15 protein-coding genes are annotated in these 15,073 nt (G+C 63.2%); 5 read left to right on the forward strand and 10 right to left on the reverse strand.

Features of this window, described 5'->3' with window-relative positions:
- Positions 1-49 precede the first annotated feature (49 nt).
- The 3 genes from AC1RJY_RS07990 to AC1RJY_RS08000 form a co-directional block, all read right to left on the reverse strand.
- The gene (locus AC1RJY_RS07990; RefSeq protein WP_498602066.1) at positions 50-820 is read right to left on the reverse strand and encodes a VOC family protein; all 771 of its coding nucleotides are present in this window, start codon (positions 818-820) and stop codon (positions 50-52) included.
- Positions 817-1,599 (reverse strand): VOC family protein, encoded by a 783-nt coding sequence (locus AC1RJY_RS07995; RefSeq protein ID WP_498602067.1) that lies wholly within the window; start codon positions 1,597-1,599, stop codon positions 817-819. The genes AC1RJY_RS07990 and AC1RJY_RS07995 overlap by 4 nt, the downstream gene beginning before the upstream one ends.
- A gap of 185 nt (positions 1,600-1,784) precedes the next feature.
- Positions 1,785-2,009 carry a DUF3073 domain-containing protein gene (locus AC1RJY_RS08000; RefSeq protein WP_011776148.1) on the reverse strand — a complete coding sequence of 75 codons (225 nt, stop codon included), beginning with the start codon at positions 2,007-2,009 and terminating at the stop codon, positions 1,785-1,787.
- A gap of 243 nt (positions 2,010-2,252) precedes the next feature.
- Here AC1RJY_RS08000 and AC1RJY_RS08005 point away from each other — a divergent pair, with 243 nt between their 5' ends.
- Positions 2,253-3,203: a septum formation family protein gene (locus AC1RJY_RS08005; RefSeq protein ID WP_498602068.1), complete on the forward strand. Its 951-nt coding sequence runs from the start codon at positions 2,253-2,255 to the stop codon at positions 3,201-3,203.
- 9 nt (positions 3,204-3,212) lie between these two features.
- Here the strand turns inward: AC1RJY_RS08005 and clpB are convergent, their stop codons facing one another.
- Positions 3,213-5,870 carry an ATP-dependent chaperone ClpB gene (gene clpB, locus AC1RJY_RS08010; RefSeq protein WP_498602069.1) on the reverse strand — a complete coding sequence of 886 codons (2,658 nt, stop codon included), beginning with the start codon at positions 5,868-5,870 and terminating at the stop codon, positions 3,213-3,215.
- 148 nt (positions 5,871-6,018) lie between these two features.
- Here clpB and AC1RJY_RS08015 point away from each other — a divergent pair, with 148 nt between their 5' ends.
- Positions 6,019-6,636: a pyridoxamine 5'-phosphate oxidase family protein gene (locus AC1RJY_RS08015; protein ID WP_498602070.1), complete on the forward strand. Its 618-nt coding sequence runs from the start codon at positions 6,019-6,021 to the stop codon at positions 6,634-6,636.
- Between the two features lie 9 nt (positions 6,637-6,645).
- Here the strand turns inward: AC1RJY_RS08015 and AC1RJY_RS08020 are convergent, their stop codons facing one another.
- The 4 genes from AC1RJY_RS08020 to AC1RJY_RS08035 are packed head-to-tail and all read right to left on the reverse strand — an operon-like array spanning position 6,646 to position 9,758.
- A complete protein-coding gene (locus tag AC1RJY_RS08020) occupies positions 6,646-7,719 on the reverse strand; it encodes a sulfate/molybdate ABC transporter ATP-binding protein (RefSeq protein WP_498602071.1) in 1,074 nt (357 codons plus the stop codon).
- Positions 7,716-8,528 carry an ABC transporter permease gene (locus AC1RJY_RS08025; RefSeq protein ID WP_043806346.1) on the reverse strand — a complete coding sequence of 271 codons (813 nt, stop codon included), beginning with the start codon at positions 8,526-8,528 and terminating at the stop codon, positions 7,716-7,718. The genes AC1RJY_RS08020 and AC1RJY_RS08025 overlap by 4 nt, the downstream gene beginning before the upstream one ends.
- 10 nt (positions 8,529-8,538) lie before the next feature.
- Entirely contained in the window at positions 8,539-9,351 is an 813-nt protein-coding gene (gene modA / locus AC1RJY_RS08030; protein ID WP_498602072.1) for a molybdate ABC transporter substrate-binding protein, read from the reverse strand.
- Positions 9,348-9,758, reverse strand: coding sequence for a TOBE domain-containing protein (locus AC1RJY_RS08035; RefSeq protein ID WP_011776155.1), 411 nt, complete (start codon positions 9,756-9,758; stop codon positions 9,348-9,350). The genes modA and AC1RJY_RS08035 overlap by 4 nt, the downstream gene beginning before the upstream one ends.
- 200 nt (positions 9,759-9,958) lie before the next feature.
- Between AC1RJY_RS08035 and AC1RJY_RS08040 the strand changes: the two genes are divergently transcribed.
- The 3 genes from AC1RJY_RS08040 (at position 9,959) to AC1RJY_RS08050 (ending at position 14,048) form a co-directional block, all read left to right on the forward strand.
- Positions 9,959-11,293 carry an FAD-binding oxidoreductase gene (locus AC1RJY_RS08040; RefSeq protein WP_498602073.1) on the forward strand — a complete coding sequence of 445 codons (1,335 nt, stop codon included), beginning with the start codon at positions 9,959-9,961 and terminating at the stop codon, positions 11,291-11,293.
- 131 nt (positions 11,294-11,424) lie between these two features.
- Positions 11,425-12,294, forward strand: coding sequence for a DUF4031 domain-containing protein (locus tag AC1RJY_RS08045; protein ID WP_498602074.1), 870 nt, complete (start codon positions 11,425-11,427; stop codon positions 12,292-12,294).
- Positions 12,295-12,389: 95 nt separating this feature from the next.
- Complete coding sequence (locus AC1RJY_RS08050; RefSeq protein WP_498602075.1) at positions 12,390-14,048, forward strand: sialidase family protein; 1,659 nt, start codon at positions 12,390-12,392, stop codon at positions 14,046-14,048.
- Here the strand turns inward: AC1RJY_RS08050 and AC1RJY_RS08055 are convergent.
- Together AC1RJY_RS08055 and AC1RJY_RS08060 are read right to left on the reverse strand one after the other, a co-directional pair.
- On the reverse strand, positions 14,045-14,446 hold the full coding sequence (locus tag AC1RJY_RS08055) for a YccF domain-containing protein (RefSeq protein WP_011776159.1): 402 nt from the start codon (positions 14,444-14,446) through the stop codon (positions 14,045-14,047). The genes AC1RJY_RS08050 and AC1RJY_RS08055 overlap by 4 nt on opposite strands.
- Before the next feature lie 101 nt (positions 14,447-14,547).
- Positions 14,548-15,000, reverse strand: a complete 453-nt coding sequence (locus AC1RJY_RS08060; RefSeq protein ID WP_011776160.1) for an SRPBCC family protein — start codon at positions 14,998-15,000, stop codon at positions 14,548-14,550.
- Positions 15,001-15,073 lie beyond the last annotated feature (73 nt).

A 15,073-nucleotide genomic window follows, 5' to 3' on the forward strand; every position in this document is an offset into this window, starting at 1 on the left:
AGAGAGCGGCCGGGCAGTCACAAACTGCCCGGCCGCTCTTTTGCTCTTCCTAGACCTGGATCAGGCTCAGGACCCCGCCCTGCGGATCCTGAATGGTGGCCAAGGACCCTGTTTCGGGCTTGTCCTCCGGTTCCACCAGAAGCTCTCCCCCGGCGCCCACTGCCGCGTCCGCGGCCTTTCGCAGATCCGCGACGCCGAAGTAGATCTGCCAGCCGGCGTCGTCGCCCTCATCGGCAGGAACGATGCCAGCCACTTCGTCGCCCTTGACCATCAGCGTGCTGTAGCTGCCGCCGTCGTCCTGGGGATATTCGGTCACGTCATGCCCGAAAAGCTGCTGGAAAAACGCGACGGCGGCTTGCGGCTCGGGCGTCAACAGTTCCGCCCAGGCCAATGCGCCGGGCTCGTTGAACAAGTGACTGCCCACATGAGTTCCTGCCTGCCAGATACCCGTGGTTCCGCCGCCCGGAGGTTCGATGAACGCCAAGACACCCGTATCCGCGACAGCCTCCGGACCAAACTGAAGTTTCCCTCCCGCGTGGACCGCGTCCTCCGCGATTTCCTCCGTGTCAGTGGCCGAAATGTAGACGTTCCACTGGCCCCGGGTTCCGGCGGCCTCCTGCATGGGGTTCTGCGGGGCGATCACAGCCACCAGGTGATCCTTGACGAAGGCTTGGGCATAGCTGCGTCCGTCCGGCGTAGGCAGGTCCTTGAAAGTCCAGCCGAAGACTTGTCCGTAGAAGGTTTTAGCCGCCGCGACGTCCCTTGTCTGAAGGTCCGCCCAGCACGGCTCACCGCTGGCGTAGTGCTTGCGCGCTGTCATGCTGCGAGTCCTGTCATGATGCTGAATGCTGCGCCTGCCGGGTCCATGAGAACTCCCATTCGCCCAACCCCCGGCACATCGAATGCCGGGGCGATGACGTGGCAGCCCAACTCGACGGCCTGCTCCACCGTGGCATCAATGTCCGTCACGTTGAAGTACGTCATCCAGAACGGCGACAGCCCTTCAATGGGCAACTTGAGCGCACCGGCGATGCGTCTTCCATCCACCAGCAGGCTCGTGTACTCCTGCAGGTCACCGGCCGGCGTGGTCTCACTGGTGCAACCCGTCACAGCCTCGTAGAACGCTACGGCCTTCCGGACGTCGTCCGTCTGCAGTTCGTTCCAAATCATGGCTCCTGGCTCATTGACCAAGCCTGATCCCGGATGGTCGCCGGCCTCCCAGAAGCCAATCTGGGCACCGGTGGGATCTGTGGCGAAGAACATACGTCCGCTGCCGTTTGGCACCGACTCAGGAGGGGAAAGGAGGGTTCCCCCAGCGGCTTCCACGCGCTGGGCGGCCTCATCGGCGGAATCAACGGCAATGTAGTTCGCCCAATAGGAAGGCATGCCCGCCGGGGCATCGGGCAGCTGCTGCATCATCCCGGCGACGTATCGGCCCTGGAGTTTGGCCATGTAATAGGTCATGCCATTTCCTGCGTCCATGGCATCAAGCTCCCAACCAAAAAGGTCGCTGTAGAACTTTTTGGAAACTTCAATGTCGGTGGAGGACAGGTCCACCCAACACGGTGTTCCCTGCTGATATCTCTCGACCTCCGGCATGGATTTCCCTTTCGATGCGCTCGAACTCCAGCCTACGCAAAAAAGGGCCCCCAGGGTACGCCAATGAATGGCGTGGCCTGAAGGCCCTTTTTCAAAAGATATACGGCATCCGGAAATGCGCGATGACCTTGATGTACGACGGCGGTCCGCAACTCAGCGCCAAAGGCACCTGTTGGTTGCGACAGCTATCCGATCCGACGGGTGTCTACCTCGTCGTCGTCATCTTCCGCGTATTTGTCCTCGTAGGCCGAATAGTCCGGCTCCGGGGGATCGTCGGGGAAGTGGCTCTTTACACGACTGGACGGACCCGTGAGCTCCCGCTCAAGTGCCGAATAGTCAGTGTTCGGGGAGTAGTACTTAATGTCCCGAGCCTGCTTGGTAGCTTTTGCCTTTTGACGGCCGCGCCCCATGGCGTGACCCCCTTTTGTACTTGGACCGGAGGTGGTCACCTTGGCTATCGGTGAGGCCCCGGAATGTTTGGTCAATTTGTCGTATGTCTAGATTACATGCTTTCGGAGGTGCCTGCGCGCCACCACCACCCCGCGTCGGGGCCGACTACAGTCGAAAGCAGGCCAATACACCTACAAGAGAAGCGAAAATTGGGTAGAGTCTGCCTCAATGCGGCTCCACAGCAGGAAGGCACACCCCGGAATATGAGCCAGGACAACACTTCACCCCGTGATGGTTCACCACGCGAACAAGGCGAGGATGGAGCGCCCCCTGCGCCCAAGACGCCACCGGCACCGGGCCAGCAACCGCCAGCAGCTCCTTGGGCGCCGCCGTCGGGCCTTCAACCGGATCCCGCCCCCGAACTGGACCCTGACTTTGTTCCCGACCCGGCAAACCAGCCGGACCCCGCATTGCCACCCACGGATGCAGCCCCACCGGAAAACGCAGAGGCTCCCGTTTACGCCGGCCAGCAGCCGTACCCCGGCCAGTCCTATCCGGGCCAGCAGCCGTACCCCGGCCAGTCCTATTCGGGCCAACAGCCGCACCCCGACCAGCCCTATCCGGGCCAGCAGTCCTATCTGGGTCAGGAATGGCGGCCCGGGCCGCAGGGAGATCCTGCGACCCAAGGGCAGCCTGAGCCTCATGGGGATCCGGTCAAGCGACAGCGTTGGGTTATCGGCGGAATCGTGGTTGGCGTCCTCATTCTCATTGGCGTTGTGATTTGGGTCTTGCTGAATCTGCTGGGTACGCGCCCGGAAGCAGCTGTATCCTCGCCCAGCGCAGCTCCCACCGCCGGTCCGCTGCCCCGTGACGCCGAGGCGAAGGACTTCCAAGTGGGCGACTGCTTTGCCGACTTCGATGCCAACGCCTCAAAAGCCAGGGCCGTGGCCTGCGACACCGAGCACTCGGCCCAACTGGGCGCCGTCCACACGTACGGTGCTGACGAGTCCTTTCCCGGCACCAACGCCCTGAGGGACAAAGGGCGCGAGGTTTGCAAGGACGTGAAGCTCAACGCGGCGTCCGACAACTACGTGCTGCTCCAGCAGAACGTTTACCCGAGCACCACTAGCTGGGATCGGGGCGACCGCCGCGTTGATTGCTTCATCGTGGTGGATTCAGGGAACACCATCACGGAAGACCTCCTCGCGAAGTAGCCAGTAACGCTACTTCCGGCGAACCGTGAGCCCTGAGCCCACCGGCAAGCCGCCGTCGGGACCTTCCAGCGCCTCCAGCCCTTCAATGGTGAGCTCATCAAGGTCAGCCGAGGTGTCCACCAGCACGGTATCGCCGTCCACGATTTCGCCGGCCAGGATCTCCTTGGCCAGACGGTCACCGATCTCACGCTGGACCAGCCGGCGAAGGGGTCGTGCGCCGTAGGCGGGATCGAAGCCGGACATGGCCAGCCAGGCACGTGCTCCATCCGTGACCTCGAGGCTCAGGCGGCGATCCCGGAGGCGGTTGCTCAGCTCGGCGACGTGCAGCTCCACGATCCGGGCGAGTTCCTCAACGGACAGCGGATCGAAGAGAACGATCTCGTCCAGGCGGTTCAGGAACTCGGGCTTGAACGATGCCTGCACCACCGCCATAACAGCTTCCCGTTTGGCCTTTGCATCCAGCGACTGGTCCACCAGGAACTGGCTTCCGGAGTTGGACGTCAGCACAAGGATGGTGTTGCGGAAGTCCACTGTGCGGCCTTGACCGTCGGTGAGGCGGCCATCGTCCAGAACCTGCAGGAGGATGTCGAAGACCTCGGGGTGGGCCTTCTCCACCTCGTCCAGCAGCACTACGGAGTAGGGCCTGCGACGGACAGCTTCTGTCAGCTGGCCGCCTTCCTCGTAGCCCACGTATCCCGGAGGGGCACCGACAAGGCGGGCGACCGAGTGCTTCTCGCTGTACTCGGACATATCGATCCGGATCATGGCGCGTTCGTCGTCAAAGAGGAAGTCCGCCAAGGCCTTGGCCAGCTCCGTCTTACCGACGCCGGTGGGCCCCAGGAACAGGAACGATCCTGTGGGACGGTTGGGGTCGCTGATTCCGGCACGGGCACGGCGCACGGCGTCAGACACAGCTTGGACAGCTTTGGTCTGGCCGATAAGGCGCTTCCCAAGCTCTTCTTCCATGTGCAACAGCTTCTGCGACTCGCCTTGGAGCATGCGGCCGGCCGGGATGCCGGTCCATGCTGAAATGACTTCCGCGATGTCGTCCGCGGTCACGTCCTCTGCAACCATCAGTTCCGGTTTCGAATCGCTCCGGGCTGACTCCTCTTCAGCAGCGGCACTGAGCTCCCGCTCCAGGGCCGGCAATTCGCCGTAAAGAATGCGCGATGCCGATTCGAGGTCGCCTTCGCGTTGCGATTTGTCCGCGGCGGAGCGCAGTTCGTCGATTTTAGCTTTGAGATCGCCCACCCGGTTGAGCCCGGCTTTCTCAGCTTCCCAGCGCGCGTTCAAGGCACTGAGTTCCTCGTTCTTATCGGCTTTGTCCGCACGGAGCGCAGCCAGCCGTTCCACCGAAGCAGGATCAGTCTCCCCTTGGAGGGCCAGCTCCTCCATGGTCAAACGGTCCACGGCGCGGCGGAGCTGGTCGATTTCTTCCGGTGCGGAATCGATCTCCATGCGGAGCCGCGAGGCGGCCTCGTCCACGAGGTCGATAGCCTTGTCCGGAAGCTGGCGACCCGAGATATACCGGTTGGACAGTGTTGCGGCGGCGACCAAAGCGGAGTCGGCGATGGCTACCTTGTGGTGTGCCTCGTACCGCTCCTTCAGGCCGCGGAGGATGCCGATGGTGTCCTCGACACTGGGCTCCCCGACATAGACCTGCTGGAAGCGGCGCTCCAGGGCAGGGTCTTTTTCGATGTTCTCGCGGTACTCGTCCAGGGTGGTGGCACCAATCAAGCGCAGCTCACCGCGGGCAAGCATCGGCTTGAGCATATTTCCTGCATCCATGGCACTGTCACCCGTGGCGCCTGCACCCACAACCGTGTGGATTTCGTCGATGAACGTCACAATCTGGCCGTTGGAGTTCTTGATCTCCTCCAGGACAGCCTTCAAGCGTTCCTCGAACTCGCCACGGTACTTGGCACCGGCCACCATGGACGCGAGGTCCAAGGCGATGAGCGTTTTGCCGCGCAGGCTCTCCGGGACATCGCCGGCCACCATGCGCTGGGCAAGGCCTTCTACAACGGCGGTTTTTCCAACGCCTGGCTCACCGATCAGCACGGGGTTGTTCTTGGTGCGGCGGCTCAGGACCTGGACGACGCGCCGGATCTCGCTGTCGCGCCCGATGACGGGGTCCAGCTTGCCCGAACGGGCCACGGCAGTGAGGTCAGTACCGAACTTCTCCAGGGCTTGGAAAGTGTTCTCCGGATCCGGGGAATTGACGTTCCTGTCGCCCCGGACACCCGGCAGGGCGGCGAGAAGCGCCTCATGGGAGGCACCGGCGTCGCGCATTAACTTCCCGACGGCGTCGCTTCCGGCCGAGAGTCCCAGCAGCAGATGCTCGGTGGAGACGAAGGAGTCGCCGAGTTTGTCGGCCTCGTTCTGGGCGGCCTGAATGGCCTGCATGGATTGGCGGGACAACTGCGCCTGCTGGACCGAGCTGCCCGAGGACGACGGCAGCGCTTTGATGGCAGAGCTGGCCTGCACGCTCACGGCATCAGGATCTGCCCCGGTTGCTCGCAGCAGTGCCACGGCAACGCCTTCACGCTGGTCCATGAGGGCTTTCAAGAGGTGGGCGGGCTCGAGCTGGGGGTTACCGGCAGTCGAGGCATTCATGGCGGCCGCAGAAAGGGCCTCCTGGCTTTTGGTGGTGAATTTGACGTCCAAAGAGTGCTCCCTTTCTGGAGATGAACCAATACTTTCAAAGTTGAGTCTACTACGCTCAACTTTGATTTCGGCCCACTGGGTTCCATGTTTGCCCACGGCGAAACCCGTGTCCAGAGCCCACCGAAATCAAGGCACGTAGGCTGGGGCCATGAACCCCATCTCCAGCGTGGAAGAACTCGAAGCACTGATTGGCCGTCCCCTTGATCGCGTGCGCCAAAAGGTGCGCACTTCGCTCAGCGATTTCGACCGCCAATGGTTGGGTGCCAGCCCTTTTTGCGTGATCTCGACGACGGACGCGCAAGGTCGAGTGGATGCCTCACCCAAAGGAGACCCAGCCGGCTTTATACAGGTACTGGACGAGCACACCATTGCCATACCCGAACGCCCCGGCAACAAACTCGCCTTCGGCTTCCACAACATTTTGGAGAACCCCAACGTCGGCATACTGTCCGTAGTGCCGGGCCGCACGGATACGCTCCGGATCAACGGAACGGCACAAATCGTCCGCGACGCCGACTTCTTTGAGCTCATGATAGTCAAGGGGCACCGGCCGCGCGCGGCTGTAGTAGTTGCCGTGGACGAAGTGTTCACCCACTGCGGCAAAGCCTTCATGCGGAGCGGGCTGTGGCAACCGGAAACCTGGGACCCTGACGGCTTGCCCAGCATCGCCATGCTGTCCAAGACCTACACACAGCCCGAAACCCCGTTGAAAGACCTTGAGTCCTACTACGGTCCGTCGTACGCCGAGCGGATGTACCGGGAGTAGCCCTTGGCCTTAGGCCGGGTAGACCGACACCAACGCAGACTTCACCACAAACCTGACTTCCAGGCCCGGCACCAGGCCCAGGTCCGCGGATGCCGCAGGCGTAATGTCGGCTGACAACGACTGCGCGGATTGCCCCGCGTGGGCGCGGACGCGGATCTGGTCACCGTGCGGCTCCAGGTCCGTGACGATCACCGGGAAGGAATTGCGCGGGCTTCCGTGCACGTCGCCCAGGAAGACGGAAACGCTCGACGGCGGGAAAGCGGCCACGCCTGCCTGGCCGGGCACGGGTGACCACTCCGGATCGTGTTGCCCGGCGAAAAGCCGGCCATCCGGCGTCGTAATTCCCTCAGGCGCAACGGTCCCGGTGACCAGGTTGAGTCCTGAGAGCCCCGCAGCAAAGTGGCTTCGGGGCCGTTCAAGTACCTCACGTGTGGGTCCTTCTTCCACGATGCGCCCCTTCTCCACCACGATGACGCGGTCGGCAAGCATGTAGGCGTCCAGGATGTCGTGCGTGACGATGATGGCTTTTCGCCCTGTGAGGACCCGCTTGAGGACGCGGCGGAGCAAGGGCGCCGCGTGAATGTCCAGCGCGGCCATGGGCTCGTCCAGGAGGAGGAGCTCGGGCTCAGCGGCCAAAGCACGCGCCACCGCCACACGTTGGGCCTGCCCGCCGGACAACTGGGTGGGCTTCCGGTCGGCCAGTGGCAGGGCATCAACCTCGGCCAGCCAGTGCTGGGCAGTTTCCCGCGCGGCAGCCTTCGACGCCCCCGCACTGCGCGGCCCGAAAGCCACGTTGTCCAAGGCATTCAGATGCGGAAACAGGAGCGCTTCCTGCGCCAGAAGCGCAGTCCCCCGCAGGTGGGGCGGGCTCGAAAGGTGGGTGCCGTCGTCGAGCCTGAATAATTGCTTGCCGCCGATTCGCGCCGAGCCCGCATCCGGCCGCAGCAGACCCGCGATCACGCCCAGCAACGTGGACTTTCCGGCGCCATTGGGTCCAAGGATGGCAACAGTTTCGCCGTCAGCGAGGCTTAAGGACATGTCGAAGTTCCTGGCACCCAGGGTGGCCTGCAGCTCAAAGCTCACGCTTGCACCTCCACAGGGGTGCTGCTTCGCCGACGCCCGTAGCTGAGCCCGACCACCGCAACTGCCACCGCCACCAGCACCAAGGAAAGGGCCACTGCGGCGTCGGCGTCGGTCTCGCGCTGCAGGTAAATTTCGAGCGGAAGCGTGCGGGTGATGCCTTCCAAACTGCCGGCGAACGTCAATGTGGCGCCGAACTCGCCCAGGCTGCGGGCGAAGGACAACACGGCGCCGGACGCGAGCCCTGGCAGAACCAGCGGGAGCGTGACGCGACGAAGAACGGTGGTGGGCCGCGCCCCGAGGGTCGCCGCGACAGCCTCGTACCTGCTTCCCGCCGATCGCAGGGCGCCTTCCAAACTGACCACCAGGAACGGCAGGGCTACGAAAGTCTGCGCCAGAACCACGGCGGTGGTGGAGAACGCGATCTGGATCCCGGCCAGCTCAAGGGATTTTCCAAGGAGCCCCTGCCGCCCGAACGTGTACAGGAGAGCGAGTCCGCCGACGACGGGCGGCAGCACCAGCGGCAGCAGGACAAAGGAACGTAGGAGCCGCTGTCCGGGGAACTCACCGCGGGCAAGCACCAGCGCCAACGGAACTCCCAGAACGACGCACAGCACAGTGCTGGCCGCGGAAGTCCTCAGACTCAGCCCCAGCGCGGCGAGGGACGACTCCGAGGTGATGAGTGGAATGAATTGCGGCCAATTCACCCGCAGCAGCATCGCCGCCAAGGGAAGCACCATGAGAAGTCCGCCCACGGCGGCGATGACATAAATCCACCGCGGAATGCCGTGGTAGCCGCTGCGCTTGGTCATGTGCCCTGCGCTACGGCGTTCCGAAGCCGGCGTCCCTGAGGACCTTCTTGCCCGCTTCGCTGGTGATGTTTGAGATGAATGCGGCTGCGAGTTCCTTGTTCTTGCTGGTGCCGACCGTGGCAATCGGGTAAGTGTTGACGGCCTCGTCCGATTCCGGGAAAGGTATGCCCTTGACCTTGTCGCCGGCGCTCTTGACGTCTGTGACATACACCAGGCCTGCGTCGGCCTCGCCCGAGGTGACTTTGCCGAGGACATCGTTCACTGACGATTCCTCACTGACCGGGCTCAACGTTGTCCCGGCGGCCTTCTCCACGGCCTCTGTTGCAGCGCCACAGGGAACCTGACTGGCGCACGTCACCACTTTGACGCCGGGCTTGGCGAGGTCCGCGAAGGAAGAGATCGACGCCGGGTTGCCGGGTGGGACGGCGATCTCCAGGACGTTGGTGGCGAAGTTGGTTGCGGTGCCGTCCACGAGGTCCTGGTCGGCGAGCTTGTTCATGTTCTTGCCGTCGGCCGAAGCGAAGACGTCCGCAGGGGCACCCTGGGCGATCTGTGTGACCAAGTCGGAGGAGCCTGCAAAGCTGAGAGTTACTTTGCTGCCCGGGTGCTGGACTTCGAAGTCTTTGGCCAACTGGGTAAAAGTGGATTTCAGGGATGCCGCGGCGAAAACGGTGATCTCTCCGGACGCCGAGGACTCCGGGTTGCCGGAGCCCGTGGACGGAGTTGTGGTGCCCGAGGCGCAGCCCGCCAGGCTTGCGGCCAGGCTTGCGGCCATGGCGCCGGCAACCAGCACTGCGAAGACAGGCTTAGGGATGATGCTCATATGATGCTCTTTCCCTGCGGGGTTTCGATGATGACGGTGGTGGCCTTCACCACGGCTGTGGCCACCGAGCCAAGTTCAAGGCCGAGCTCGCGGACGGCTTCGCTGCTCATCAGCGACACCACGCGGAACGGGCCGCACTGAAGCTCTACTTGGGCCATGACTTTGTCCGCAGTGATCCCGGTGACAAGGCCGACGAAGCGGTTGCGGGCCGAGCTTGCCGCCCGTGAGGGATCGTCCGGGAGATGGGACTGGTCACGGGCAAGTGTTGCCAGCTCAAGTCCGTCCACAGCGAGTCGCCCCGCTGCGTCCTTGCTGGCAGTGAGCGTTCCGTTCTCCGTCCATCGCCTCACGGTGTCGTCGCTGACACCAAGGAAGCGCGCGGCCTCGGAAATTCGTATTTGCGGCATAGATGCATCATAGTTCCGTATTTGCGGATCAGTGTTCCATGTTCCACCGCAAACGAAATATTACTGCTGCGTTCGTAGCGGCTGCGCCCGGCGGGAAGTGGTGCGCCGCCGTCGTCGTAATTTGCGTTACCCATGGTCCACCGGGACGCGGGGGTCGTACCCTGTTCTAGGGGAGAGTTTCATATCCGAAGGAACGTCCCATGGAATGGATTCGGCCGGACAGCCCGGACTACGACGACGCCCGAAAACTCTTCAATGCGATGATCGACCGCAGGCCGGCTGTCATCGCCAAATGCGCTGATCCCGGCGAGGTTGCTGAGGCGCTGAGCTATGCGCACAACCATAATTTGGACGTCACTGTGCGCTCGGGAGGGCATTCGGTGGCCGGTATGTCCACCAATGATGACGGGCTGGTGGTTGACGTCCGCCCCATGAAGTCGATCAGCATCGACCCCGAGATGAAGACCGCCACTGCCGGCGCCGGACTGACGTGGGGTGAGTTCGACCGCGCAACCCAGCAACACGGGCTTGCCGTTACCGGCGGCCGCGCGTCCACCACGGGAGTTTCGGGCTTCACGCTGGGCGGGGGCTCAGGATGGCTGGAGCGCTCGTACGGATTCGCCTGCGACAACCTCCTCTCCGTCGATCTGGTCACGGCCTCCGGCGAAAGGGTGACCGCCAGCCCGGGTGAGAACCCCGAGCTCTTTTGGGCCCTCCACGGAGGCGGCGGAAACTTCGGCGTCGCTACCTCCTTGACGTTCAAGCTGCACGACCTCGGACCCACCGTGATGGCCGGTCTCATGCTGTTCCCCGGGGAAGATGCCGCGGATTTGTCGCGCGCCTTCCGGGGGCTCGCTTTGGAAGCGCCCGACGCCGTGGGGACAGCCCTGGTGTACCTCACCGCCCCGCCGGAAGAGTTCGTCCCGGAGGAGATGGTGGGCAAACTCGCCGTCGGCATGGCCTACATCTACGCGGGCGATGTTGAGGCCGGCGAAGAACACGCGAAACCGTTCAAAGAGCTCGGCCCCTCGGTGGATCTGGTCTCACCCATGGGATACGCCGACTTCCAGTGCATGATTGACGACCCACCGGACCTCTACAACTACTGGAGCGCCGACTATCACAACGAGCTCAGCGACGACGCCCTGGATCTCCTGGTGGACTCAGCGCAACGCCTTCCTGGACCACACTCGCAGCAGTTGTTGGCACGATGGGGCGGAGCCGTGGCCGGTCCGGCTGCCGCGAACACGCCGTTGCAACACCGCGGCGCGGCCTGGGTCAGCCATCCGTTCGGCCTGTCCGAAACCCGGGAGGGCGGGCAGGAGGCAAAAGCCTGGGTCAAGCAGTTCCGGCAGGACATTGCCCCGCACACCACGGGCGGCGTGTGGCTGAACTTCATTGGTGACGAGGGCCAGGACCGGATCATGGCGGCCTATGGCGAGCAGAACTACCGCCGACTGTCCTTGGTGAAGCGTGAATTCGATCCTGACAACGTGTTCCGCGGGAACCAGAACATCCTGCCGGCACAGCACTGAGATTCGCAGCGCTCCTTCCCAGTTGCCGTGATCAGCGCGGGCATTGAAGCCTGTACTTCCGGGACGGCAGCACGGCGGTAGACGTCCCGACGGCCGGCAACTGGGAAGGATCACATGGGTACACTTTGGCAATGGCCATCTACGTCGATCCGCCCCTGTGGCCAGCTCATGGAACCGTTTTTTCGCACCTCGTTTCGGACACGTCGCTGGAGGAGCTGCACGAGTTCGCTGCCTCCGCCGGAGTTCCGGAGCGAGCCTTCGACGGAGACCACTACGACGTCCCCGAACGGCGATACGATGATCTCGTCGCGGCGGGCGCCATCCCGGTGGAGGCCCGCATCCTGGTCCGCAAGCTCATCGCCAGCGGACTGCGCATCCCGGCTCGTGAACGGAGCAAGGCATTGACAGTACCTTTGATGGAACGTTGGAACAGCACATACCCAGGCCACGAAGAGTTGGGCCTTGAGCTGCTGGAACGCTGGGGCGAGGACGGCAGGAAGTACCACAACCGGACCCACCTCATGGCAGTTCTTGAGGCCTTGGACGTGCTGACGGAACCGGAAAAGCCTGCGCTGACAGTCACCTTGGCGGCATGGTTTCACGATGCCGTCTATGAAGGCGTGGCCGGGCAGGACGAAGAACGGTCTGCGCTCTTGGCAGAGGAACGCCTCACGGCCGCCGGCTTGGCACCTCACGAGGTAGCTGAGGTGGTCCGCTTGGTCCGACTCACCGTTACTCACAGTCCAAAGACCGGCGACTACGCCGGTGCACTTCTTTGCGATGCCGACCTCTCAGTGCTCGGCGGGGACCAGCAATCCTATGCTCGGTACCTCGCCGCCGTCCGCGAAGACTACGCCAGCGTCAGCGACGACGAGTTCGCCAAGGGGCGCGCCGCCGTCGTGCGCCGTCTCCTGCGGCTGGACCCGCTGTTCCACGGCGAACGTGCCAAGGCACTGTGGCTGGCCGCGGCACGGAAGAACCTGGCCGGCGAACTGGCGTGATCGGCTTCCCCAGCGAACCGGGACGCAGTCCCTTGATTGCGGTCTTGCGAGACGGCGCTTATCAGGGAATGCCGGGCTCCAGCTAGCATAGAGGTGTGACCTCCTACCTCCCGGATTCCGCACGCCCTTGTATCCCCTCAGCTGTCCCCGACGTTGAGCACGTCCTGGCTGTCCGTGGCATGGGTGGCTACCGTCAGTACCGCATCCCGGCTCTGGCCGTCAGCATGCGGGGCACAGTGTTGGCTGCCTATGACGGCCGGCCCAACCTGGACGATCTACCCAACCCCATCGACCTCCTCCTGCGTCGCAGTTACGACCATGGAGTCACGTGGGAGCCACAGCAGGTGGTCCGCAGGGGTTCGGGGCTCCACGGCTTTGGCGATCCAAGCCTGCTGGTGGACGCCATCATCGGACGCATCTTCATGTTCCACGCAGCCGGAACGCACGCGGGCTTCTTCGAGGCTGTCGCAGGTATGGAGCCGGATGAGGACGTGCAGCATGCGGACATCAGCTTCTCGGACGACGACGGCGATACCTGGCATCACCGTCGTCTTACCACCCAGCTCAAGACCGGCGACATCACAGGCCTTTTTGCGGCCGCCGGGCAGGGCATCCAGATCCATTCCGGTCCTTTAGTGGGCCGGCTGGTGCAACAGTATGTGCTGTTGGTGGGCGGTGCCATCATGGCAGCCTCTGCGTTCAGCGACGACCACGGCGAGACGTGGAAGCTGGGGAACCTGATCGGTCCGGGCACCACCGGTGTGGGGCCGAACGAGAACAAAGTAGTGTGCCTGGACGATGGCAGGTTGCTGCTGCATTCACGGGCAACACCGTCCCGATTGGCAGCCGTGTCCGATGACGGCGGTCAGACGTGGAGCCCGCTGCAGCCCGTTCCGGCCCTCCCCGATCCCAGCGACAACGGTTCCCTGACACGCTTCGACGGCCTGCCGCATATTGCCTTGGCGGCGCCGGAGACGTCAGCCTGGCTTCTCGCGAGCAACAACCAGGACCCTCATCTGCGGCGAAACACCGTACTGAGCCTCTCCCCCGACAACGGCGCCACCTGGCCGGCAAAGCTGACGGTCTGCTCCGGAAGCTCGGCCTATTCGACAGTGACACGTCTCCCCAACGGGAACATCGGAGTGCTCTACGAACGGCAGGGGTACAGGGAGATCGTGTTCGCTTCGATACCTGCCGAACAATTGGTGGGACAGCTTTCCGCGCTTCAATTGACTCGTCCGGAATCCTCGGGCCTGGTCTTCGACATGGAGCTGCGATCCATCACGCCCGGCAGGCCCACTGTGTGGCAAAACGCCGGAGACTTCCATGTGATCCCGTCCAACAGCGGCGGTGTATGGGATGTCCAAACGTGGAAGGAAATCGGGCAGGGCTACGCCGGAGATCAGGTTCTCGGCACCCGGGAAGCCCAGGACCTCAACTACGGGCCTGTCATCCCTGGATATAAAGCCGGGGACATCCTCGCCTTCACCGGGCGCGTCCGCAACCTGGGCACTGACCCAGCTACCGGCGTCGTACTTCTCGGACCGCACAACAACGCCAGCGATTTCCCACCCGCGGACCTGCTGCCCGGCGAGCATGTCCTCTACTTCACGCCGACCTACACCATCGCCGCGTCGGACCTGGAGCACGGCACACTGAAACTCGTGTTCACGGCAGAGGCCGACGGCGGGAGCGTGCGTTTGGAACGAACGTTCCGTTTCGATCTGCGCAGCGGAACGGTTGCTGCTTCCTAACGGTACGTGCTGACGAACGGCTGGTTGGTAGGCACGATCTGCTTGCCCAGAGGCATGAGCGAAACCGGGATGAGCTTCAGGTTGGCGATGGCCAGCGGGATGCCAATGATGGTGATGGCCATGGCAAACGCCGTGACCACGTGACCTATCGCGATCCAAATGCCGGCAACCAGAAGCCAGATCACGTTGCCCAGGAGCGCAAACACCCCGGCACCGCCCGGCTTCTCAACCACCATTTGACCGAACGGCCACAGGCAGTAAGCACCGATCCGGAACGAAGCGATGCCCCACGGGATGGTGACGATGAGCACGCAGCAAATGATGCCGGCCGCGAAATAACCCAAGGCCAGCCAGAACCCACCGAAGACAAGCCAGATGATGTTAAGGAGCGTTTTCATAGTCCTCATTCTCCCCCGCCGGCCTGACAAAAAGCCTAGGGGTCTGCCCTGAATCTTCCCTGACTTACAACAGCGCCACCCAGCAGGCCCAGGTCAGCGACTCAACCAGCCAGGAGCGCATCCAGCTTGTCGAAGGAGGTGCCCCAGCCGTCGCGAGTCATTTCCACCCACTCTTCGGAAGCAAACGGACCCTGTTTGAGATTCATCCGGGTACGGCCGTTGAGGTCCTCGAATTCAAGGTGCATTTCCTCGTACTCGTGGTCAGCGTCCGGGGCGGCTTTGGCCTGTGCCACCAAAAGAGCCGGGCTGTTCAGCTCGGAGATAGTGGCTTCGATCGGGGCAGATTGCTCGCCGTTCTCATCCGACCACACCATAACTACCTGCCAGATGCCACCAACCCGAGGCTCGACGATGATCTGCTCGCGAGGAGCGTCCACTTCCGCAGGGCCGAACCACCGGGTTAGCTTGTCCGGCTCCATCCAAGCCTCGAAAACCTTCTCGCGGGGAGCATCGAATTCGCGGCTCATGGTCAGGGTGTACTGTTCCGTGCTCATTGCTTAGCTCCTGGCTTCCGTGGTTTCGAGGTGAATCGTGCTCTTGGGAGTGAGTCTAAGGGGTGCCAGTGAC

Source organism: Arthrobacter sp. GW822-FHT05G07 (genome assembly GCF_058799755.1).